The organism is uncultured Pseudokineococcus sp. (assembly GCF_947499845.1).
In the GTDB taxonomy this organism is placed as follows: Bacteria; Actinomycetota; Actinomycetes; order Actinomycetales; family Quadrisphaeraceae; genus Pseudokineococcus.
Genome location: NZ_CANMPM010000009.1, coordinates 150,248 through 172,440, shown reverse-complemented (window position 1 = coordinate 172,440; position 22,193 = coordinate 150,248). Strand labels below are relative to the sequence as shown.

Annotated in this window: 19 protein-coding genes; 1 reads left to right on the top strand and 18 read right to left on the bottom strand. The window is 77.5% G+C overall.

What is annotated here, in order from left to right; all coding sequences use genetic code 11:
- Window positions 1–205 precede the first annotated feature (205 nt).
- The gene (locus Q0789_RS10610; protein ID WP_298804929.1) at window positions 206–1,192 is read left to right on the top strand and encodes a hypothetical protein; all 987 of its coding nucleotides are present in this window, start codon (window positions 206–208) and stop codon (window positions 1,190–1,192) included.
- Here Q0789_RS10610 and Q0789_RS10605 read toward each other — a convergent pair.
- From Q0789_RS10605 to rimP, 18 genes are all read right to left on the bottom strand, one after another.
- Window positions 1,189–1,623 carry a hypothetical protein gene (locus tag Q0789_RS10605; RefSeq protein WP_298804927.1) on the bottom strand — a complete coding sequence of 145 codons (435 nt, stop codon included), beginning with the start codon at window positions 1,621–1,623 and terminating at the stop codon, window positions 1,189–1,191. The two genes, Q0789_RS10610 and Q0789_RS10605, sit on opposite strands and share 4 nt — an antisense overlap.
- A gap of 80 nt (window positions 1,624–1,703) precedes the next feature.
- Window positions 1,704–2,456: a 4-hydroxy-tetrahydrodipicolinate reductase gene (gene dapB / locus Q0789_RS10600; RefSeq protein WP_298804925.1), complete on the bottom strand. Its 753-nt coding sequence runs from the start codon at window positions 2,454–2,456 to the stop codon at window positions 1,704–1,706.
- On the bottom strand, window positions 2,453–2,989 hold the full coding sequence (gene ribH, locus Q0789_RS10595; RefSeq protein ID WP_298804923.1) for a 6,7-dimethyl-8-ribityllumazine synthase: 537 nt from the start codon (window positions 2,987–2,989) through the stop codon (window positions 2,453–2,455). Before ribH ends, dapB begins: the two co-directional genes overlap by 4 nt.
- Window positions 2,986–4,392, bottom strand: coding sequence for a GTP cyclohydrolase II (gene ribA, locus Q0789_RS10590; protein ID WP_298804921.1), 1,407 nt, complete (start codon window positions 4,390–4,392; stop codon window positions 2,986–2,988). Before ribA ends, ribH begins: the two co-directional genes overlap by 4 nt.
- Complete coding sequence (locus Q0789_RS10585; protein WP_298804919.1) at window positions 4,389–5,051, bottom strand: riboflavin synthase; 663 nt, start codon at window positions 5,049–5,051, stop codon at window positions 4,389–4,391. Before Q0789_RS10585 ends, ribA begins: the two co-directional genes overlap by 4 nt.
- Before the next feature lie 945 nt (window positions 5,052–5,996).
- Window positions 5,997–7,355 carry a pitrilysin family protein gene (locus Q0789_RS10580; RefSeq protein ID WP_298804917.1) on the bottom strand — a complete coding sequence of 453 codons (1,359 nt, stop codon included), beginning with the start codon at window positions 7,353–7,355 and terminating at the stop codon, window positions 5,997–5,999.
- Entirely contained in the window at window positions 7,355–9,601 is a 2,247-nt protein-coding gene (locus Q0789_RS10575; protein WP_298804915.1) for a polyribonucleotide nucleotidyltransferase, read from the bottom strand. The genes Q0789_RS10580 and Q0789_RS10575 overlap by 1 nt, the downstream gene beginning before the upstream one ends.
- Window positions 9,602–9,929: 328 nt before the next feature.
- Complete coding sequence (gene rpsO, locus Q0789_RS10570; protein ID WP_171203167.1) at window positions 9,930–10,199, bottom strand: 30S ribosomal protein S15; 270 nt, start codon at window positions 10,197–10,199, stop codon at window positions 9,930–9,932.
- 160 nt (window positions 10,200–10,359) lie between these two features.
- On the bottom strand, window positions 10,360–11,367 hold the full coding sequence (locus Q0789_RS10565; protein ID WP_298804913.1) for a bifunctional riboflavin kinase/FAD synthetase: 1,008 nt from the start codon (window positions 11,365–11,367) through the stop codon (window positions 10,360–10,362).
- Between the two features lie 148 nt (window positions 11,368–11,515).
- Window positions 11,516–12,982, bottom strand: a complete 1,467-nt coding sequence (locus tag Q0789_RS10560) for a sugar porter family MFS transporter (protein WP_298804911.1) — start codon at window positions 12,980–12,982, stop codon at window positions 11,516–11,518.
- A 122-nt stretch (window positions 12,983–13,104) separates the two neighbouring features.
- Entirely contained in the window at window positions 13,105–14,268 is a 1,164-nt protein-coding gene (locus Q0789_RS10555; RefSeq protein ID WP_298804909.1) for a hypothetical protein, read from the bottom strand.
- 95 nt (window positions 14,269–14,363) lie between these two features.
- Window positions 14,364–15,353, bottom strand: a complete 990-nt coding sequence (gene truB / locus Q0789_RS10550) for a tRNA pseudouridine(55) synthase TruB (protein ID WP_298804907.1) — start codon at window positions 15,351–15,353, stop codon at window positions 14,364–14,366.
- A complete protein-coding gene (rbfA, locus tag Q0789_RS10545) occupies window positions 15,350–15,910 on the bottom strand; it encodes a 30S ribosome-binding factor RbfA (protein WP_298804904.1) in 561 nt (186 codons plus the stop codon). Before rbfA ends, truB begins: the two co-directional genes overlap by 4 nt.
- A 77-nt stretch (window positions 15,911–15,987) precedes the next feature.
- The gene (locus tag Q0789_RS10540; protein WP_298804902.1) at window positions 15,988–16,284 is read right to left on the bottom strand and encodes a DUF503 domain-containing protein; all 297 of its coding nucleotides are present in this window, start codon (window positions 16,282–16,284) and stop codon (window positions 15,988–15,990) included.
- Between the two features lie 132 nt (window positions 16,285–16,416).
- The gene (infB, locus tag Q0789_RS10535) at window positions 16,417–19,464 is read right to left on the bottom strand and encodes a translation initiation factor IF-2 (protein WP_298804900.1); all 3,048 of its coding nucleotides are present in this window, start codon (window positions 19,462–19,464) and stop codon (window positions 16,417–16,419) included.
- A 398-nt stretch (window positions 19,465–19,862) separates the two neighbouring features.
- Window positions 19,863–20,258 carry a DUF448 domain-containing protein gene (locus Q0789_RS10530; protein ID WP_298804898.1) on the bottom strand — a complete coding sequence of 132 codons (396 nt, stop codon included), beginning with the start codon at window positions 20,256–20,258 and terminating at the stop codon, window positions 19,863–19,865.
- A 53-nt stretch (window positions 20,259–20,311) separates the two neighbouring features.
- On the bottom strand, window positions 20,312–21,553 hold the full coding sequence (gene nusA / locus Q0789_RS10525) for a transcription termination factor NusA (protein WP_298804896.1): 1,242 nt from the start codon (window positions 21,551–21,553) through the stop codon (window positions 20,312–20,314).
- The gene (gene rimP / locus Q0789_RS10520; RefSeq protein WP_298804894.1) at window positions 21,553–22,161 is read right to left on the bottom strand and encodes a ribosome maturation factor RimP; all 609 of its coding nucleotides are present in this window, start codon (window positions 22,159–22,161) and stop codon (window positions 21,553–21,555) included. Before rimP ends, nusA begins: the two co-directional genes overlap by 1 nt.
- Between the last annotated feature and the right edge of the window lie 32 nt (window positions 22,162–22,193).

The window sequence follows — 22,193 nt, the reverse complement described above, 5'->3', positions numbered from 1 at the left end:
GGCTCGTCCTCGCCCCCCCCCGGCCCCCCCCCCCCCCCGAGGGCCCCCCGTGGCCCCCCCCCCCCCCCCCCCCCCCCCCCCCCCCCCCCCCCCCCCCCCCCCCCCCGCCCCCCCCCCCCCCCCCCCCCCCCCCCCCCCCCCCACCACTCTCGCTCCGTCCACAGGGCTGCGAGCGCGACGGCCGCGCGCTCGGCACCCTCCTGACGTGCGCCGCCTCCCCCTCCCCCGGGAGCTCGAGCACCTGGCCGACGCCCAGGCCCGCTGCGTCTCGCGCGAGCAGCTGCGCGAGCACGGCCTGGACGCCGACCTCGTCGCCCGGCGCGTCACCTCCGGCGCCTGGCGCGCCGTCGGCCCGCTCGCCGTCGTCCTCCACACGGGGCCGCTCGCCGCGGCGGAGCGGCGCTGGTGCGCCGTCCTCGGCACCGAGGGCGTCCTCGGAGGTCTCGCCGCGCTCGAGGTCCACGGCCTGCGCGCGTGGGAGCACGAGGAGGTCGACGTCGTCGTGCCCCGCTCGGCCGGTCGCACCGGGCCTGCGTGGGCCCGGCTGCGGACGTCGACCCGTCGGGCGGACCACGACGTCACGCGACGGGGCGGGCTGCCGGTCCACCGGGTCGAGCGGGCCGCCCTCGACGCGGCGTCGTGGTCCTCGTCGCCCCGGACGGCGGGGGGCCTCGTCGCCGCGGTGGTGCAGCAGCGGCTCACGACGGCGGAGCGCCTGCTCGCCGCCGTGGAGGAGGTGAGGACCGGACGCCACAGGAGGGAGGTGGTCGCCGTCCTCCGGGACGTCGCCGGCGGGTCCCAGGCCCTCAGCGAGGTCGACCTCGTCCGCCTCTGCCGCCGCTACCGGCTTCCCCTCCCGGTGCGGCAGGCGCGTCGCGAGGACGCCGTCGGCCGCACCCGCTACCTCGACGCCGAGTGGCTGCGCCCGGACGGGTCGCGCGTGCTGCTCGAGGTCGACGGCGTCGGGCACCTCGACGAGTCGCGCTGGTACGACGACCTGCTGAGAGCCGCCGAGGTCACCCGCACCGACGAGGTGCTCGTCCGCCTGCCGGCACGGGCGCTGAGAGCGGAACCGGAGCGCGTCGCCGCCCTGCTGCGCCGGCTGCTCGACCCGTCGGCCGGAGCTGTGCGCCGAGGTCGCGGTGCACCGCGTCCTCGGCGCACAGCTCTGCCTCTCGGCGGTCGCGACTAGCCGCGGAGCTCGATGGCGTGCCGCGCCGCGGCGCGGGCGCGGCGGCGGTCGCCGGCGGCGTCGTAGGCCAGGGAGAGGCGGTACCAGGCGGCCCAGTCCTCGGGGCGCTCCTCCACCTCGGCGCGGTAGCGGGTGAAGAGACGCTCGGCGTCCTCGCGGACCACGCGGCCCGAGGGGCGCCGCCTCAGGTCGTCCACGGGCAGCGCGCCGGCCGCCGCCAGCTCGTCGGCGAGCCGCTCGCTCGCGCGGCCGAAGAGCAGCTCGCGCACCACCGCCCAGCCGCACAGCACCGGGACGAGCAGGACGGCGAGGCCGAGGAGCACGCCCACGACCTCGCCCGTGAGCAGGAGCCGCACGCCCTGCTGCACGAGCAGCGCCAGGTACAGCGCCGAGAGCAGCAGCAGGACGACGACCACCGCCTTCGCGGGCACGCGCCGGGGGCGCCGCGCGGGCCCCCCGCCGCCGCCCGAGGGGCTGCCGGCGGGGTCCGGCGCTGCCGAGGAGCCCGGCATCAGCCGTCGAGGTCCATGAGGTGCTCCAGCCCCACGAGGAGCCCCGGGTGGTCGGCCACCCGGCGCACGGCCAGCAGCACTCCCGGCATGAAGGACTCGCGGTCGAAGGAGTCGTGCCGGATCGTCAGCTGCTCCCCCGGCCCCCCGAGGAGGACCTCCTCGTGGGCCACGAGCCCGCGCAGCCGCACGCTGTGGACGCGCACGCCGTCGACGTCGGCGCCGCGCGCGCCGTCGAGGGCGCTCGTCGTCGCGTCGGGCGACGGCCCGAACCCGGCGGCGCGGCGGGCCTCGGCGACGACGCGGGCCGTGCGCGCCGCCGTCCCCGACGGCGCGTCGACCTTGTCGGGGTGGTGGAGCTCGACGACCTCCACCGACTCGTAGAAGCGCGCCGCCTGCGCGGCGAAGCGCATGGCCAGCACGGCCCCGACGGCGAAGTTCGGCGCCACGAGGACGCCCGTCGACGGGTCCGGCCCGAGCGCCTCGCGCACGGCGTCGAGGCGCTCGTCGCTCCAGCCCGTGGTGCCGACGACGGCGTGGACGCCGTGGCGCACGCACCAGTCGACCTGCGCCGGCGCGGCGTCCGGCACCGACAGCACGACGGCGACGTCGGCGCCCGCCGCGGCGTCCATGGCGTCGCCGCGGTGCACGCGCGCGACGAGCTCGAGGTCGTCGGCCGCCTCGACCGCCCGGCAGGCGGCCGTGCCCATCCGCCCCCCGGCGCCGACGACGGCGACCCGCAGCGGCGCGCTCACGCGTGCGCCCCGGCGACGGCGCCCGGCGGCGTGCTGCGGTGCGCGGCGGCCGCGCCGGAGCGCGGGGCGACGTCGTCGAGGACGAGCGCCGTCGCGAGCGCGGCCTCGACGGCCTCGCGGCCCTTGTCCTCGCGGCTGCCCTCGAGCCCGGCGCGGTCGAGGGCCTGCTCCACGGTGTCGACGGTGAGCACGCCGAAGCCGACGGGGGTCCCGGTGCCCACGGCGACCTGCGTGAGCGCCTGCGTGGCCGACTGGCAGACGTACTCGAAGTGCGGCGTCCCGCCGCGCACGACGACGCCGAGCGCCACGAGGGCGTCGACGCGCGGGGCGAGGCGAGCGGCGGCGACGCCCAGCTCGATGGTGCCCGGCACGCGCACCTCGAGGACGTCGCGCACCCCCGCGTCGGCGAGCGCGGCGCGCGCGCCCGCGAGGAGACCGCCCATGACCTGCTCGTGCCACGACGCCGCGACGAGCCCGACGCGCAGGCGCGCCGCCCCCTGCAGCGACGGCGTCGGCGACCCCTCGCCGCTCACCGGGCCACCCCCGTGCCGGTCGTGCCGGCCCCCTGGGTCCCGTCCGTGGCCGACAGGGGCAGCAGGTGCCCCATCCGGTCCCGCTTGACCTCCAGGTAGCGGCGCGACTCCGGCACCGCCGCCACCACGAGGGGCTCCCTGCCGCTGACGACGACGCCGTGCTCGGCCACGCCCTCCTCCTTCTCCGGGTTGTTGGTGAGCAGCCGCGCGCTGCGCACGCCCAGCGCGCGCAGCACCGCCGCCGCCGCGCCGTAGTCGCGCGCGTCGACGGGCAGCCCGAGGCGCTCGTTCGCCTCGACCGTGTCCGCGCCGCGGTCCTGCTCGGCGTAGGCGGCCATCTTGGCGGCCAGCCCGATGCCGCGGCCCTCGTGGCCGCGGACGTAGACGACCACGCCGGCGCCCGCCGCGGCCACCGCCGCCAGCGACGCCCGCAGCTGCGGCCCGCAGTCGCACTTCAGCGACCCGAGCGCGTCGCCGGTGAGGCACTCCGAGTGCACGCGCACGAGCACGTCCTCCTCGGGCAGCTCGGCGCCCTCGGGCACCAGCGCCAGGTGCTCGGTGCCCGTCGCCGGCTCCGTGAAGGCGTGGGCGGTGAAGCGCCCCGCCGCCGTCGGCAGCGAGGCCACCGCCCCCGCGACGACGCGCCCGCGCTCCACGGGCGGCGCCTGCGGTGCGCCCGTCGCGCGCAGGTGCGCCGCGAGCTGGGCGATCGACACGAGCGGCAGCCCGTGCGCGTCGGCGAAGGCGCGGCACCCGTCGCGGCGCAGCATGCCGCCCTCGGGGTCGGTGTCGTCGACGAGCTCGGCGATGAGCGCCGCCGGCCGCAGCCCGGCCAGGCGGCACAGGTCGACGGCGGCCTCGGTGTGGCCGGGCCTCTCGCGGACGCCGCCGCCGGCGGCCCGCAGCGGCAGCACGTGCCCCGGCCTCCGCAGGTCGTCCGGCGCGGACGCCGGGTCGGCGAGCGCCCGCAGCGTGCGGGCGCGGTCGGCGGCGCTGATGCCCGTCGTCGTCCCGACCGCCGCGTCGACGGTGATCGTGTAGGCCGTCCCGTGCGCGTCGCCCCGGTTGCGCCGCGACCCCGCGCCCATGAGCGGCAGCTCGAGCCGGTCGGCGTCCTCGGCCGCGAGCGGCGCGCACAGCAGCCCGCTCGTCCAGCGGACGACGAAGGCGACGGTGGCCGGCTCCGCCAGCTCGGCCGCGAGCACGAGGTCGCCCTCGTCCTCCCGGTCGGCGCCGTCGAGGACGACGACGGGCCGCCCCGCGGCGAGCGCCGCGAGCGCGTCCTCCAGCGGGTCCAGCGCGACGCCGGAGTCGCCGTCGACGGCCGGCGCCGCGAGCGGCTGGTCCACGTCCTCGCCGTCGCGCGGGGGGACCACCGACGGCGTGCCCGTGGTCGCGCTCACCGGGGCCCGCCGGGGAGCGCACCGGAGGCCAGCAGCCGCTCGACGTGCTTGGCGAGGACGTCGACCTCGAGGTTGACCGGGTCACCGACCGCCCGCTCGCCGAGCGTCGTCGCGGCGAGGGTCGTCGGGATGAGCCCGACCTCGAGCCACGAGCGCTCGCCCTGCAGGTCGAGGCCGCCGGGCCCCTCGGCCGGGCCGTCGTCCCCGACGGCCGTGACCGTCAGCGAGACGCCGTCGACGGTGATGGACCCCTTCTCCGCGACGTAGCGCGCCAGGTCGGTCGGCACCGACACGCGCACCGTCTCCCAGCGCTCGAACGGGGTGCGCGCCACCACGTGGCCGACCCCGTCGACGTGCCCCTGGACGACGTGGCCGCCGAGGCGGGCGTCGGCCCGCAGGGCCCGCTCGAGGTTCACCGGGTCGCCCGGCGAGCGCGTGCCCAGGCTCGTGCGACGCAGCGTCTCGCCCATCACGTCGACGGCGAAGACGCCGTCCTCCGGCTCCCCCGTGACGGTGAGGCACACGCCGTCGACGGCGATCGAGTCGCCCTCGCGCGCGTCGCCCACCACGAGCGGACCCCTCACGCTCAGCCGCGCGTCGTCGCCCGCCACCTCGATCGCGACGACCTCGCCGCGCTCCTCCACGATGCCCGTGAACACCCGCTCCTCCTCCTGGCGTCAGCCGACGGGCCGGGGCGTCGGCGACCGGCGCGGGCCGCGGGAGGACGTGCGGGGGCAGCTCCGCCGTCGCCGGCGGTCGGTGGGAGGGGTGCGCGGACGACGCCGACCGGCGCGGGGGTGCCCGCGGCGGACGACGGCGCTGCGCGCCCCCGGGCCACCGCGTGCTGCCTCCCCTCCGGACTCTCACCGTCGGTCCCGGACTTCCACCGGGTCGGCCGCGCCGACCGGCCGCGCCTGGAGGGCGCGGGGCCGCCGCGGTTCGCGGACTGTCACCGCCGGTTCGGACTTGCACCGACCCCGGGAGCACGCGCTGGACGGGGCGCTGGCCACGTCGAGCGCCCCCATGGTGCCACTCCTGCGCCCGAGCACGCCCACCGACGACCCGCGCGGGTGACGGGGCGGCGCCGCTCGCTCCCCCGTCCACGGCGGTCGAGCCGGTGACGACCGCCGGCGGAACGGTCTCGCGGGGGCCGAGGCGCACGGCCGGGTCCGCGTCCGACGGCGCGGCGCTCCGGGCACTGGCTCGGCGCGCCGTGGTCACCCCGCGCTCGGTGCGGGGCGCCGGCCTGACGTGCCTCTCCGCGCCGCCCCGCCGGACGCTCGGGTGGCTACTCGCGCAGCCCGCCGGAGCGGGACGCCGCTCGGGGTGCCGGTAGCGGCCGCTTCCGGAGGTGAGCAGGTGGGGATGCCGGAGCCGAAGGCTCAGCACGAGCGTCCGGGGCGGTGCGGCGGAGAGGCACGTCAGGCCGGCGCCCGGACCCCCACGGCAGCCGGCCCCAGCGCGCCGAGCCAGTGCCCGGAGCCGTGCCGACCCGGACGCGGACCCGACCGAGCGCCCGCACGCCGACCCGTCAGGGCCCACGAGACCGACGAAGGGCGGGCACCCGGTGCCGGGTGCCCGCCCTCTGTCGGTCTCGCGAGCGGTCAGGGCGCGACGGCCACCGGGTCGTCGTCGAAGGGCCCGACGACGACGAGCGAGCGCGGGGCGTCGAGCAGCTCCCCCGCGAGCGCGACGACGTCGTCCGCGGTGACGGCCGCGATGCGCCCCAGCGCCTCGTCGACGCCGGTCCAGCGGCCGTGGACGAGCTCGGTGCGCGCCAGGCGCGTCATGCGGGCGCCGGAGTCCTCCATGCCGAGGACGAGGGAGCCGGACAGCTGGCCGCGGCCGCGGCGCAGCTCGTCCTCCCCCAGGCCGTCGCGGGCCAGGAGCGCCCACTGCTCGGCGAGGAGCTCGACGACGACGGGGACGCGGGCGGGCGTGCACCCGGCGTAGAGGCCGAAGAGCCCGTCGTCGGCGTAGCCGGCGTCGAAGGCGTACGTCGAGTAGGCCAGGCCCCGCTTCTCGCGGACCTCCTGGAAGAGCCGCGAGCTCATGCCGCCGCCGAGGACGGCCACGAGGACGCCCATCACCCAGCGGCGCTCGTCGGTCGCCGTGAGGCCCGGGCCCCCGAGCAGGACGTGCGCCTGCTCGGTGTCGCGCTCGACCGTGACGACGCCGCCGGGGCCGCGGCGGCTCGGGACCGGCTCGCCCGCCGTCGCGGCGCGGCGCGGCAGCGGGTCGGGGGCGTCGCCGACGGGCCAGCCCGCCTCGGCGAGGGCCCCGCTGACGAGGTCGCAGACGGCGTCGTGCTCGAGACCGCCCGCCGCGGTGACGACGAGGCCCTCGGGCACGTAGTGGCGGCGGTAGTGGTCGGCGACGGCGTCGCGCGTCGCGCGCCGGATGTCGTCCGGGGTGCCGCCGATGGGGCGCCCCAGCGGGGTGTCGCCGTGGACGGCGAGGGCGAAGCGCTCCTGCGCGACGTCCTCGTCGTCGTCCTCGGCCGCGGCCAGCTCCTCGAGGATGACGCCGCGCTCGCCGTCGACGTCCTCCGGCCGCAGCACGGCGGAGGTGACCATGTCGCAGACGACGTCCACGGCCACGGGCAGGTCGGCGTCGAGCACCCGGGCGTAGTAGGAGGTGGTCTCCTTGCCCGTGGCGGCGTTGGCGTCGCCGCCGACCTCGTCGAGGGCGACGGCGATGTCCATGGCCGAGCGGCGGCGCGTGCCCTTGAAGAGCAGGTGCTCGAGGAAGTGCGTCGAGCCCCGCTCGTGGTCGGCCTCGTCACGGCTGCCCACGCCGACCCAGGCGCCGAGCGTCGCGGAGCGCGCGCCCGGCACCTGCTCGGTGAGGACCCGGACGCCGCCGGGCAGGCGGGTGCGGCGCACGCGCGCACCCGCCCGCCCGGCGGCGTCGTGCTCGAGCCACCCGTCGGGGCCCTCGAGCGTGGTCAGCTCGACCGGCATCAGATGTTGGCGGCCTCCGCCTGCTGGCCCTGGGCGTCGCCGGAGGCGTCGCCCTCGCCCTCGGCGAGCACGGGCTCGAGGGAGAGCTTGCCGCGCGGGTCGATCTCGGCGATCTGGACCTGGACCTTCTGGCCGACGCCGAGGACGTCGTCGACCGAGTCGATCCGCTTGCCGCCGACCATCTTCCGGATCTGGGAGATGTGGAGCAGGCCGTCCTTGCCCGGGGTGAGCGAGATGAAGGCGCCGAACGTCGTCGTCTTGACGACGGTGCCGACGAAGCGCTCGCCGACCTCCGGCATCTGCGGGTTGGCGATGGCGTTGACCATCGACCGCGCCGCCTCGGCGGACGGGCCGTCCGTCGCGCCGATGTAGACCGTGCCGTCGTCCTCGATGGAGATGTCGGCGCCGGTCTCGTCCTGGATCTGGTTGATCATCTTGCCCTTGGGGCCGATGACCTCGCCGATCTTGTCGACCGGCACCTGGACGGCGATGACGCGCGGCGCGTTCGGGCTCATCTCGTCGGGCGCGTCGATGGCCTCGGCCATGACGTCGAGGATGTGCAGGCGCGCGTCGCGGGCCTGCGTCAGCGCGCCGGCGAGCACCGAGGCGGGGATGCCGTCGAGCTTGGTGTCGAGCTGGATCGCCGTCACGAACTCCTTGGTGCCGGCGACCTTGAAGTCCATGTCACCGAAGGCGTCCTCGGCGCCGAGGATGTCCGTGAGCGCCGCGTAGCGGGTCTCGCCGTCCACCGTGTCGGAGATGAGGCCCATGGCGATGCCGGCGACCGGGGCGCGCAGCGGCACACCGGCGTTGAGCAGCGACAGGGTCGAGGCGCAGACCGAGCCCATCGACGTCGAGCCGTTGGAGCCCAGCGCCTCGGAGACCTGGCGGATCGCGTAGGGGAACTCCTCGCGGCTCGGCAGGACCGGGACGAGCGCGCGCTCGGCGAGGGCGCCGTGGCCGATCTCGCGACGCTTGGGCGAGCCCACGCGGCCGGTCTCGCCCGTGGAGAACGGCGGGAAGTTGTAGTTGTGCATGTAGCGCTTGCGCGTCTCGGGGCCGAGCGAGTCGATCTGCTGCTCCATGCGGAGCATGTTCAGCGTCGTGACGCCGAGGATCTGGGTCTCGCCGCGCTCGAAGAGCGCCGAGCCGTGGACGCGCGGGAGCACCTCGACCTCGGCGCCGAGCGTGCGGATGTCGGCCGGGCCGCGGCCGTCGATGCGGACGCCGTCGCGCAGGACGCGCTGGCGCACGAGGGCCTTGGTCAGCGAGCGGAACGCCGCCGAGACCTCCTTGTCGCGCCCCTCGAAGCGGTCGGCGAGCTCCGAGCGCACGGCGCCCTTGACCTCGTCGAGGGCGGACTCGCGCTCCTGCTTGCCGGCGATGGTGAGGGCCTGCGCGAGGCGCTCCGAGCCCGCCTCCTCGACCGCCGCGTAGACGTCGTCGGAGTAGTCCAGGAAGCGCGGGAACTCCTGCGTCTCCTTGGCGGCCGCGTCGGCGACCTGCTGCTGCGCGGCGCACAGCTGCGCGATGAAGGGCTTGGCGGCCTCGAGCCCGGCGGCCACGACCTCCTCGGTGGGCTTCTGGGCGCCCTCGGAGACCAGCGTCCACGCGTCCTCGGTGGCCTCGGCCTCGACCATCATGATCGCGACGTCGGCGTCGTCACCGGAGCCGACGACGCGGCCGGCGACGACCATGTCGAAGACGGCGCGCTCCATCTGGCTGTGCTTGGGGAAGGCGACCCACTGGCCGTCGACGAGCGCCACGCGGACGCCGCCGACCGGGCCCGAGAAGGGCAGGCCGGAGAGCTGCGTCGAGAGCGACGCGGCGTTGATGGCGAGGACGTCGTAGGCGTCGTCGGGGTGCAGCGCCATCACCGTGATGACGACCTGGACCTCGTTGCGCAGGCCCGAGACGAACGACGGGCGCAGCGGCCGGTCGATGAGGCGGCAGGTGAGGATCGCGTCGGTGCCGGGGCGGCCCTCGCGGCGGAAGAACGAGCCGGGGATGCGGCCCGCGGCGTACATGCGCTCCTCGACGTCCACCGTGAGGGGGAAGAAGTCGAAGTGGTCCTTGGGGTTCTTGCCGGCCGTCGTGGCCGACAGGAGCATCGACTCGCCGTCGAGGTAGGCGGCGACGGAGCCGGCGGCCTGCTTGGCCAGGCGGCCCGTCTCGAAGCGGATGGTGCGGGAGCCGTGCGAGCCGTTGTCGATGACGGTCTCGACGGCGGTGGGGGTGGTCTCCACGAGGAGGTCTCCGTTCGTCGGGTCTGCCGCACCGGTCCTCCGGTGCAGCGGGGCGACGACGGGCCGGTGCCCAGGTGTGGGCGTCGGGGTGCGAGGCCAGTTCCCGATCGAGGCCCACGGGCCGGCGCGCTGCGCGCCTCCCGGGGGCCACCACCGAGGACCGGCTCTCCGGCTCGTCGCTGCCCGTGGGCGCGGTGCTCGGCGGGGCCGGGTCGCGCTCGGGACTGCGGTGGTGCGGTGCGGCGGTCGTGCCGCGGGTGGTGCGGCGCCCGGGCGGGCCCGGACGCACCGACGCCGCCCCCTCACCTGAGGGGGCGGCGTCCGGGGGTCAGCGGCGGATGCCGAGCCGGCCGATCAGCTCGCGGTAGCGGTTGACGTCCTGCTTGGCGACGTACTTGAGGAGCCGACGGCGCTGGCCGACCAGCAGCAGCAGCCCGCGGCGGCTGTGGTGGTCGTGCTTGTGCTCCTTGAGGTGCTCGGTCAGGTCGGTGATGCGCTTCGTGAGCATCGCGACCTGCACCTCGGGCGAGCCGGTGTCGCCCTCGTGCGTCGCGTACTCGGTCATGATCTGCTGCTTGGTGGCGGCGTCGAGGGGCACTGCTCTCCTTGGGTCCGTTGCGCGGTGCGCCGGGGCACGTCCACCCGGGCTCTCTGGGTCCGCGGCCGATCAGACGGCCCCGCCAGGGTAGCAGCGGGCGCGCCGGGGCCCGACGGCTCACCCCGGGCCGCCCCGGCCGCCGCGGTCAGGGGCGGAGTGGTCAGGCACGGAGCGGTCGGCGCCCCTCGGCGGACGCCGCGGCGGCCAGCACGTGGCGGGCCCGGTCGACGTCGCGCGCCATCTGCGCGCAGAGGGCCTCCACGCCGTCGAAGCGCAGGGTCTCGCGCAGCCGCTCGACGAGCTCGACGCGGACCCGGACGCCGTAGAGGTCGAGCGGGCTGCCGTCCGGGACGTCGAGGACGTAGGCCTCCACCCGCCGCTCGAGGCCGTCGAAGGTCGGGTTCGTGCCGATGGAGACGGCGGCGGGACGGCGCTCGCCCGGGCGGACGCCGCCGCCCGGGGCGCCGCCGTCCAGCGCGGTGAGCCAGCCGGCGTAGACGCCGTCGGCGGGCACGAGCCCCTCGGCGCCCGCGGAGAGGTTCGCCGTCGGGTACCCGAGCTCGCGGCCCCGGTGGTCGCCGTGGACGACCTCCCCGACGACGCGGTGCGGGCGGCCGAGGACGTCGGCGGCCCCGCGGGCGTCACCGGCGGCGAGCAGCTCGCGCACCCAGGAGGACGACCAGCGCCGGCCGGCGGAGACGGCGTCGTCGAGCACGACGACGTCGACGTCGAGCTCGGCCGTCAGCTCGCGCAGCACCGCGAGGTCGCCGGCGTTGCCCGCGCCGAAGCGCACGTCGTGCCCGACGACGAGCACCCGCGCGTCCAGGTCGCGGACGAGGTCCTCCGCCACCCACTCGCGCGGCGTCCGGGCTGCGAGCGCGCGCGTGAAGGGCAGGACGACGACCCCGTCGAGGCCCGTCCCGCCGAGCAGCTCGAGCCGCTCGGGCAGGCCCGTGAGGAGCGCGGGCGCGCGGTCGGGGTGCAGGACGTGGAGGGGGTGGGGGTCGAAGGTGACGGCGAGCGCCCGCAGCCCGCGCTCGCGGGCGACACGCACGACCTCCTCGAGCAGGACGCGGTGGCCGCGGTGCACGCCGTCGAAGTTGCCGACGGCGACGACCGAGCCGCGCGGCGCCGACGGCACCTGCTCCGCTCCGTACCAGCGCTCCACGCGGGGCCGCCCCTCTCACCTCCGGGCCCGTCCCGGTCGCTCCCACTGTGCCAGGCCGGGTCGGCGCGGCCCCGGCCGGTCTCCCCCGGGCGCGCCCGCCGGCGCCCGGCCCGCGCGGGGACGGCCGCCGGGCCGGAGGCGACGCCGGTCAGGTGCCGGCTCGGGCGGGCGCCGACTGCTTGTCCGTGCCCATGTCCTCGAGCTCGACGCCGTTGGTCTCGACGACCTTGGTCTTGACGAAGAGGAAGGACAGGGCCGCGAAGACGGTGTAGATGAGGTACGTCGCCCACAGCGAGACGTCCTGGGAGAGCACCGGGAACGTCACCGTCACGACGAAGTTGGCGATCCACTGCGCGGCGGCCGCGACCGCGAGGGCGGCGGCGCGGATCCGGTTGGGGAACATCTCGCCGAGCAGGACCCAGACCACGGGGCCCCAGGAGGCGCCGAAGGCGATGACGAAGAGGTTGGCGCCCACGAGGGCCACGGGGCCCCACCCGGTCGGCAGCGAGACGTCGTCCTGGCCGGGCACGACGGCGGCTTGCGTGAAGGCGAGGGTGACGGCCCCGAGCCCGAGCACCATGCCGGCGGAGCCCGCCATGAGCAGCTTGCGGCGCCCGACCTTGTCGACGAAGGCGACGGCGACGAAGGTCACGAGGACGTTGAGCACGGCCGTGAAGACGGAGATCGTGAAGGAGTCCGACTCGTCGAAGCCGACGGACTGCCACAGCGTCGTCGAGTAGTAGAAGATCACGTTGATCCCGACGAACTGCTGCAGGACCGACAGGATGATCCCGGTCCAGACGATCGGCTGGAGCCCGAGGCGCGGCCCGCGCAGGTCGCGCATCGAGGGCTCGTCCTCGCGCTGCAGGCTCTTGCGCACGGCCTGCACGAGCGCGTCCGCGTTGCGGGCGTGCAGCGAGTCGCGGAAGACGGCGACGGCCTTCTGCGTCTGCCCCTTGGCCACGAGGTAGCGCGGCGACTCGGGGATGAGCAGCGCGAGGATGCCGAAGACCACGGCCGGCACGGCCTCGGCCAGGAGCATCCAGCGCCAGGTGTCGAGACCGGCGAAGGTGCCGCCCGCCCCGCCGTCGGCCGCCCCGGCGAAGAAGGCGTCCGACAGGAGCGCCGCGAAGATGCCGAGCGTGATGGCGAGCTGCTGGAAGGACGCCAGCCGGCCGCGGATCTTGCTCGGGGAGATCTCCGCGATGTAGGCGGGCGCGATGACCGAGGCGATGCCGATGGCGACGCCGCCGACGACGCGCCAGAAGGTCAGGTCCCACGGGGTGAAGGCGAAGGCCGAGCCCACCGCCGACGCGAGGAAGAGGATCGCGGAGACGAGCATGACCCGCGTGCGCCCGATGCGGTCCGCGAGGGTCCCGGCGAACCACGCGCCGACCGCGGAGCCCAGGAGCGCCACGGCGACGACGAAGCCGATGATGAAGGGCGTCAGCTCGAACTGGCCCTGGATCGCTGAGACCGCGCCGTTGATGACGGAGGAGTCGAAGCCGAAGAGGAACCCGCCGACCGCGGCCGCCAGGGCCAGGGCCACCGCCTTGCGGTTGCTGTCGCGACGGGCCGGCGGCGCCGCGCCCCCGCTCTGCTCGCTGCTGCTCATGCCGGTCTCCGTCCGCGCACCGCGGCGCGCAGGGTGCGGCGCCGCGGCGACCGTTGTACGCCCCGCGGGCTCCCGGCGCAGCGCGAAGATCGCCGGGCGCCCGGCGGGGGCGGCGCCGTCGCTCAGCCCGCGGCGGCGCCGGGGGTCCGGCCCGGGCGGCGCGCGAGGACGAGGTCGCGGTGCACGGCCTGGTCGACCCGGTGCGCGAGGGCGCCGTCCTCCCCCGCGGCGAGCACCTCGAGCCCGTGGCGCTCGAGCAGCGCGACGAGCTCCGGGCGCGGCAGGACGTGCGTGTTCCAGGACATCGCGAGGACGCCGCCGCGCCGCAGCAGCGGCACCCAGACGGGCAGGGCCCGCTCGAGCAGGTCGTGCGGCCCCCTGTCCCTGCCGGTGGCACCGTCCCGACCAGCACCGTCCCGGCCCGCACCGCCGCTGGGTCCCCCGGCCCTGCCGCCGCGCCCGCCGGGACGGGCGCTGCCGTGCTGGACGCCGTAGGGCGCGTCGGTGACGAGGAGGTCGAACGAGCCGGCGGCCAGGACGGGGCCGACGGCGGCGGTGTCGGCGCGCAGCACCTCGAGGACCTGGACGTCGCCGGCCCGGGCGGCCTCCCTGGACGGCGAGACCTGCACCCGCAGGCGGTCGCCCAGCCGGGTCCCCGCCACCGTGAGGCGACCGGCGTCCACGGAGTGCTTGAGGCGCTTGGTGCGCAGCCACCGCACGAGGAAGGCGCGGTGGGCGTCGACCTCCCCGGCGTCCACCTCCACGCCGGTGGCGTCCATGCCGGCCATGAGGGCGAGGTGCAGCGTCGTGCCGCGCCCCGCGAGCGGGTCGAGCAGGCGCAGGCGGCGTCGGGCGGCCGGCGCTCCCCCCGCCGCACCCGCCGGGCCGTCCTCGAGCGCCGCGACGGCGAGGTCCAGCAGCAGGCGCGTGACGTGCTCGTTGGTCTTCCCCGGGTACTTGGGGATGGTCAGGAGGTCGTCGTCGTAGAGGTTGACGGCGGGCAGCGGCACCGGCACGAGGGCCTCGGCGCCGTCGGGCAGGGTGCGGCGCTCGAAGAGGGCGTGCGCGGTCGACGCCGCGGCGACGGCCCGCCGGCTCCGGTCGTCGAGGTCCCCGGGGCTCGTGAGGACGACGTAGGGCAGGCCGGCGACGTGCTCCACCGCGACGTCGGCGGGCGCCCCGCCCGCGCCCAGGACGAGGGCGAGCTCGGCGGCGAGCAGCCGGGGGGCGTCCCCGGCGTAGACGCGGTTGGCCACGGGCGTCACGAGCACCGCCCAGCGGCGCACGCCCGTCGTCCTGTCCGCCCGGCCCGCCCCGTCCGCCCGGCCCGCCCCGTCGGACGGACCCGCCCCGTCGGACGCGCCCACGCCGTTGGGGGCGCTCACGCCGGCCGCAGGACGAGCGTCGGCCGGGTCCGGCCGTCCTCGTCGCGGACGAGGGCGACGAGCTCGCCCGCCGGGTCGAGCGCGGCGACGGGACGCTCGGGCGTGCCCGTCGGGCCGTCCTCGGCCGGGGCGATGCGCCGCCCGTGGGCGAGGTCCGCGGCCTCGGCGTCGTCGACGTGGCGCACGCCGAAGGCGGCCGCGGCGGCGCGCGCCAGCGGCAGGAGCCCCGGCAGCGCGTCGGGCGTCCGCCCGGCGTCGCCGCGCGCGTCCACCGCGGCGGCCAGATCCGCCAGGGGGGCCGCCCCGGCGATGTCGTAGGGGCCGACGCGCGTGCGGCGCAGCGCGGTGAGGTGCCCCCCGGTCCCCAGGGCCGCGCCGAGGTCGCGGGCCAGGGCCCGCACGTAGGTGCCCGAGCTGACGACGGCCCGGACGTCGAGGTCGAGGACGGGCCGACCGCTCGCCCCGGTGCCCCGGGACGTCCCGCGCACCTCCAGCGCGCTGACGACGACGGGCCGGGCCGCGAGGGCGACCTCCTCGCCGTCGCGGGCCCGGGCGTACGCGCGCCGCCCGTCGACCTTGATGGCCGAGACGGCGCTGGGCACCTGGGAGATCGGCCCGCGCAGCGCGGCGAGGGCGTCCGCCAGCGCCGAGCCGTCGGGGTCGACGCCGCGCGCGCCCGCCGCCGTCCCGACGTCCGGCAGCAGCTCGCCCTCGGCGTCGTCGGTCGTCGTCGCCTCGCCGAGGCGCACGACCGCCTCGTAGGCCTTGTCCGCGCCGACGAGGTGCGTGAGCAGGCGCGTCGCGCGCCCCACGCCGAGGAGCAGCACGCCCGTCGCCATCGGGTCGAGCGTCCCCGCGTGACCGACGCGGCGGGTGCCCGCGAGCCGGCGCACGCGGGCCACGACGTCGTGGCTCGTCATCCCGCCCGGCTTGTCGACCACGAGGAGCCCGCCCGCGGGCTCGGGGCCGCTCCCCCGGCGGCTCACCGGCGGCGGGCGCGGACGTCCGGGTCGAGGACGTCGTCGCCGAGCCGGTCCGCCCCGGGCCGGGCGTCGGGGTCGTGCTCGACGTCCTCCACCTCGTCGTCGTCGAGGTCGTCCTCGTCGTCGTCCTCGTCGAGGAGGGCGGGGTCGTGCCGGTAGGGGTCGGCCTCGCCGGCCGGCTGCGCGGAGGCGGCGAGGACGGCGACCGCCGCGTCCTGCTCGCGGGCCGTGCGCAGCAGGTCCTCGATGGCCTGGGCGTTCTCCGGGACGGCGTCCTCGAGGAACTCCAGCGTCGGGGTCAGCCGGACGCCGGTGCGCCGCCCGACCTCCGAGCGCAGCACGCCCCGGGCGCTGGCCAGGGCGGCGGCGGTGGCCTGCTTCTCCACGTCGTCGCCGAAGACGGTGTAGAAGACCGTCGCGTGCTGCAGGTCGCCCGTGACCCGCGCGGCGGTGATGGTGGTGAAGCCCAGCCGCGGGTCCTTGATGCGGCGCTCCAGCGTCTCGGCGACCACCACCTTGATGCGGTCGGCGAGCTTGCGGGCCCTCGCGGGGTCGGCCATCGGTCCTCCTCGGCTGGCGGGGCGGCTCGCCCCGGTCGTGCGTCCGTGCGGTCGTGCTGGTCCGGCGGCGGCCGGCCCTAGTCGTCGGTGTCCGAGCGCAGCAGCCGGTGGGCGCCGAGCAGCTGCAGCTCCGGCCGGGCCGCGACGAGACGCTCGCAGCGGTCCAGGAGCTCGTGGCACCGGTCCGCCGTCGCGGCGACCACGGCCGCGGAGACCTCCGCGCGCCGGTGCAGGTCGAGCGAGCCCGTCTCGGCGACGGCCACCTCGAGGCGCCGCAGCTCCGCGACGAGCGGGCGGACGACCGACCGCTTGCCCTTGAGCGAGCCCACGTCGGGCGGGAGCAGCAGGTCGCAGACGAGGACGCCGACGAACACCTCGCCCCTCCTCCCCCGGACCTCCCGTGGGGTCCCGGCCGTGCCCTTCTGGTCGTGCTCGTCGAGCGGGTCGTGCGAGCGCACCGCCGGGCGCCCCCGCGGAGGGGGCGCCCGGCGGTGCCGCCGTGCGCGTCAGGCGCGCGGCTTCTCGCGCATCTCGTACGTCTCGATGACGTCGTCGACCCGGATGTCGTTGAACGACCCGAGGCCGATACCGCACTCGAAGCCCTCGCGGACCTCGGTGGCGTCGTCCTTGAACCGGCGCAGCGAGTGGATCGCGAGGTCGTTGCCGTGCACGACGCCGTCGCGCAGCAGCCGCGCCCGCGAGTTGCGCCGCACCTCGCCGGTCCGCACGAGGCAGCCGGCGATGTTGCCGAACTTCGAGGAGCGGAAGACCTCGCGCACCTCGGCGGTGCCGAGCTGCACCTCCTCGAACTCCGGCTTGAGCATGCCCTTGAGCGACTGCTCGACCTCGTCGATCACCGCGTAGATGACCGAGTAGAACCGCAGGTCGACGCCCTCGCGCTCGGCCAGCTCCGCGACCCGCGGGGCGGGGCGCACGTTGAAGCCGACGATGATCGCGTTGTCGACCGTCGCGAGGTTGACGTCGTTCTGCGTGATGGCGCCGACGCCGCGGTGGATGATCCGCAGTGCGACCTCGTCGCCGACGTCGATCTTGAGCAGCGCCTCCTCCAGCGCCTCGACCGAGCCGGACCCGTCGCCCTTGATGATGAGGTTGAGGTTGTCGACCTTGCCCTCCGCCAGGGCGGCGGTGAGGTCCTCGAGGCTGATGCGCTTGCGGCGCTTGGCCAGGAGGGCGGCGCGCTCGGACGCCTCGCGGCGCTCGGCGATCTGCCGGGCCGTGCGGTCGTCGGACGCGACGATGAACGTGTCGCCGGCACCGGGGACCTGCGTGAGGCCCAGCACCTGCACCGGGCGGGACGGGCCCGCCTCGGAGACGTTCTCGCCGCGCTCGTCGAGCATGGCGCGCACGCGGCCGTGGGCGCCGCCGGCGACGATCGCGTCGCCGACCCGCAGCGTCCCCGACTGCACGAGCACCGTCGCCACGGAGCCGCGGCCCTTGTCGAGGTGGCCCTCGATGGCGACGCCGCGCGCGTCCTTGTCCGGGTTGGCCCGCAGGTCCAGCGCCGCGTCCGCCGTCAGGAGGACCGCGTCGAGGAGCCCGTCGATGTTCTGGTTCTCCCGGGCGGAGACGTTGACGAACATCGTGTCGCCGCCGTAGTCCTCGGCGACGAGGTTGTACTCGGTCAGCTGCTGCTTGACCTTGTCCGGGTTGGCGCCGTCCTTGTCGATCTTGTTGACCGCGACGACGATCGGGACGCCGGCCGCCTGGGCGTGGTTGAGCGCCTCGACGGTCTGCGGCATGACGCCGTCGTCGGCCGCCACGACGAGCACGACGATGTCGGTGACGTCGGCGCCGCGGGCGCGCATGGCGGTGAACGCCTCGTGGCCCGGGGTGTCGATGAAGGTGATGGCGCGGTCCTCGCCCTCGTGCTCCTTCACCACCTGGTAGGCGCCGATGGCCTGCGTGATGCCGCCGGCCTCGCCCGAGACGACGTCCGCCGAGCGGATGGCGTCGAGCAGGCGCGTCTTGCCGTGGTCGACGTGGCCCATGACGGTCACGACCGGCGGGCGCGCCTCCAGGACGTCGTCGCCCTCGCCCTCGAGCTCGCCCGCGAGGTCGATGTCGAAGTCGGCGAAGAGCTCGCGCTCCTCCTCCTCCGGCGAGACGAGCTGGATGTCGTAGCCCAGCTCGGAGCCGAGGAGCTTGAAGGTGTCCTCGTCGAGGGACTGCGTGGCCGTGGCCATCTCGCCGAGGTGGAAGAGCACCGTGACGAGGCTCGCGGGGTTGGCGTCGATGCGCTCCGCGAAGTCCGTCAGGGTCGCGCCCTGGCGGATGCGGATGACCGTCGAGCCGTCGCCGCGGGGGACGCTGACGCCGCCGACCGACGGCGCCTGCATCGCCTCGTACTCCTGGCGCTTCGCGCGCTTGCTCTTGCGCCCGCGGACGGGACGGCCGCCGCTGCGGCCGAAGGCGCCCGCGGTGTTGCCGCGACCGCCGCCGCGGCCGCGGAAGCCGCCGCCGCCGGGGGGGCCACCGGGGCCGCCGCCGCCGGGACGACCGCCCGCACCGGGACGACCGCCCGCGCCGGGACGACCGCGCGCCGGGGCGCCGGGGCGCCCGACCGTGGAGCGTCCGGGCATCATGCCCGGGTTCGGGCGGGGGCCGCCGGGGCCCGCCGCGCCACCGGGGCGCGGCGCCGGACGGGGGCCGCCGGGACGGTCGCCCGCACCGGCCGCCGCGCCGGCGCCGGCCGCGCCGCCGGGGCGGGGACCGCCGCCGCGGGGCATGCCCTGGCTCGTGGCGAAGGGGTTGTTGCCGGGGCGCGGGGCGCCCGGACGGGGACCACCGGCGCTGCCGCGGTCACCGCCGGGACGCGCGCCGGCCTCGGGGCGCTCGCCCTGGCCGGGGCGGCCGCCGGGACGCGGCATGCCCTGGCTCGTGGCGAAGGGGTTGTTGCCGGGCCGCGTGGGGCCGCCCGGGCGGGCGCCGGGCGCGGGACGACCGGTCCCCCGGTCGCCGCCGCGGTCGGACGGGCGCTCGCCGGAGCGGGCCGCCGGCGCCTGGGGCGCCTGCGGGGCCGGGCGGGCGGGGCCGGGGCGGGCGCCCGGCGTCGGGGCACCGCCCTCGGGGCGCTGGCCGGCGCGGGCCGCGGGCGCCTCGGGGACCTGCGGGGCCGGCGCGGCGGGGGCCTGCGGCCCGGGGCGCGCGGGGGCCTGCGGGCCCGGGGACGGCGCGGACGCCGCGGGGCGCTGGGTCTGCGGACCCGGCGTGGGGGCGGGGCCGGACGGGCGCGGCGCCGCGGGGGCGTCGTCACGGCCGGCGGACGCGCCGGAGGTCGCCGGGGAGGCGGCCGGGCGCGCGGGGCCCGGACGGGCCGCGGTGCTGCGGCTCCCGCCCGAGGGCTTCTGGCTGGTGCTGGGGGCGCTCGCGCCGTCAGCGGCGGGGAACGCGTCCTTCAGGCGTCGGACGACGGGAGCCTCGACGGTCGACGACGCCGACCGGACGAACTCGCCCATCTCCTGGAGCTTGGCCAGGACGACCTTGCTCTCCACGCCGAGATCCTTCGCGATCTCGTGGACCCGGGGCTTTGCCACATCTCTCCTGTCCTGGCCCGGGCCTCAGGCAGGCACGAGCCGATCTACGTACGGGGGGTGCTCATCGCTGGGAGCTCATCGGGTGCCCATCAGATGCCGACCCGCTCTCGATCTCGTCCGTCGTCCCGGTGGTGCTGCTCCGTCGCCTCGACGGGGGTCTCGCGCGTCGTCCGGGGTTCCGACGCACCCGACCATGGTGCCACCTCCGCGGGGCGGCGCCGCACAGCAGTGCCGTGGACGGCTCCGCCACCGGGCGGGAGGGGGCGACGAGCGCACGCAGGCGACCCGCCGCGAGGTGCAGCGCCGCCCGGGCCCGCCTTCTTCCCGCCGCCACGGGACGAGCCGCCGGACAGGGGCCGACGCGGGTCGGCGCTCGACGGCGGTCAGCGCTCGACGGGTCAGCGGTCCGACGGCGACGGGGGGCCGACGGCGAGGTGCGCCTCGACGGCCGAGGCGTCCACCGGCGCGCCGGTGCGCAGGGCCCGCGGCAGCGCCCGGCGCCGCAGGGCGAGGGCGAGGCACGCCGGGTCGGGGTGCAGCCACGCGCCCCGACCGCCGAGCCGGCGCCGCGGGTCGGGGACGACGGCGACGGCGACGGCGACGGCGACGGGCGGTCCCGCGCGTCGAGGTCCCGCGTCCGGCGCCGCGTCCGCGCCCGTGCGCGTGCCGGTGCCGGTGCCCGGGTCCGCGTCGGGGCCACCGCCCGGGCTCGCCGTCTCCCCGTGCTCCGCGGGCGGCCGGGCGACGGCGAGCCGCAGGAGGTCGTCGGCGGACGTCGTCGTGCGGCAGCCCACGCACGTCCGCTGCGGACGGGCGGCGGGGGCCGGCCCGGCGTCGACCGGCCGCGTCACCCGCGCGGGTCGCGCGGCGGCCGGCCGCCCCCGTCGCGCGGGCCCGCGCCGCGGGGTCCGCCGTCGCGGGGGGCTCCGGTGCGGGGAGCGCCCGTCCGGGGCGCACCGGTGCGGGGGCCACCCGTGCGCGGCCCCCCCGGTCGCCCGGCCCCACCGCGCGGGTCGCGGTCGGGCGTGCGCGGGCCGCCCCGCAGCGGCTCGCGGCGCACCGACGGGTCGACCGGCGGCGGCTCGGGCGCGGTGTCGCTGCGGATGTCGATGCGCCAGCCCGTCAGCCGGGCGGCGAGGCGGGCGTTCTGGCCCTCCTTGCCGATGGCGAGCGACAGCTGGTAGTCCGGCACGACGACGCGGCAGGCGCGCGCCTCCCGGTCGACGACCTCGACGCTCGAGACCCGCGCCGGCGACAGGGCGGCGGCCACGAACCGGGCCGGGTCGTCGTCCCAGTCGACGATGTCGATCTTCTCCTCGCGCAGCTCGGCCATGACCGCGCGCACCCGCTGACCCATGGGCCCGATGCACGCGCCCTTGGGGTTGAGGCCCGCGACGTGGCTGCGGACGGCCACCTTCGTGCGGTGACCGGCCTCGCGGGCCAGCGCCACGATCTCGACGTGCCCGTCGGCGATCTCCGGGACCTCCAGGGCGAAGAGCTTCCGGACGAGGTCGGGGTGGGTGCGCGAGAGCGTGATCGACGGGCCCTTCGTGCCGCGCCGCACCGACACGACGAGGGCCCGCACGCGCGAGCCGTGCGGGTAGGACTCCCCCGGCACCTGCTCGGCCGGCGGCATGACGCCCTCGACCGCGCCGAGGTCGACGTGGACGACGGAGCGGTCGCGCCCCTGCTGCACGAGGCCCGAGATGACGTCGCCCTCGCGGCCCTGGAACTCCCCCAGCACGGCGGCGTCCTCGGCCTCCCGCAGGCGCTGGAAGATCACCTGGCGCGCCGTCGAGGTGGCGACGCGGCCGAAGCCGGTGGGGGTGTCGTCGTACTCGCGCGCGGGCGGGGGCGGGGGCGGCGGCTCCTCGCCGTCGGCCACCTCGGGCGCCGGGGGCTGCGGCTCGCGCGCCCACACGGTCACCCGCCCGGACTTCCGGTCCAGCTCGACCCGTGCCCGCGCCGCCGAGCCGGGGGTGCGCTGGTAGGCCAGCAGCAGGGCGTTCTCGATGGCGCCCACGAGGACGTCGAGGGGGATCTCCCGCTCGCGCTCCAGCGCCCGCAGCGCCGCCATGTCGATGTCCATCAGGCCCGGTCCTCGTCCTGCTCGTCGTCCGTCTCGTCCAGGTCGTCGTCGTCGCTGTCGTCGTCGACGACGTCGTCCGCGTCACCGTCGTCGTCCGCGTCGTCGTCGGGATGCCCCTCGGGGCGGCGGAACTCCACCTGCACCGCGCCCGTCCCGAGGCGCTCCCAGGGCACCGTCGTGCGCTCGCCGTCCACGTCGAGGACGACGCCGTCGTCGCCCGCCTCGACGACGCGCCCGGTGGTCCGGCGCGCCGCGCCGTCCTCGCCGGTGACGTCGACGGCGACGAGCCGCGTCCGCGCGCGCCGCCAGTGGCGGCGCTCGGTGAGGGGGCGGTCGACGCCGGGGCTGCCCACCTCGAGCAGGTACGGCTGCTCCCCGAAGGCGCCGGCGTCGTCGAGGGCGGTCGAGACCGAGCGGCTCACCTCGGCGACGCGGTCGTGGGGCACGGCGCCGACGGCGTCCTCCGGCAGGTCCACGGTGACCCGGACGACGCGGCGGCGACCCGCCGGCGTGACGCTCACGCCCTCGAGGTGCAGCCCGGCCCGCGCGACGACGGGCTCCAGGACCTCGGTCAGCTCGGCCGGCCTGCTGGGGGCGCTGCTCGCCACGTCGTCCTCCGTGTCCAGTTGTGCGTCTCGTC

Excerpts from the sequence above, each read along its gene's own strand:
- nusA (WP_298804896.1), bottom strand. The coding sequence starts at position 21,553 with ATGGACATCGACATGGCGGCGCTGCGGGCGCTGGAGCGCGAGCGGGAG.
- rbfA (WP_298804904.1), bottom strand. The coding sequence starts at position 15,910 with ATGGCCGACCCCGCGAGGGCCCGCAAGCTCGCCGACCGCATCAAGGTG.
- Q0789_RS10560 (WP_298804911.1), bottom strand. The coding sequence starts at position 12,982 with ATGAGCAGCAGCGAGCAGAGCGGGGGCGCGGCGCCGCCGGCCCGTCGC.
- Q0789_RS10580 (WP_298804917.1), bottom strand. The coding sequence starts at position 7,355 with ATGCCGGTCGAGCTGACCACGCTCGAGGGCCCCGACGGGTGGCTCGAG.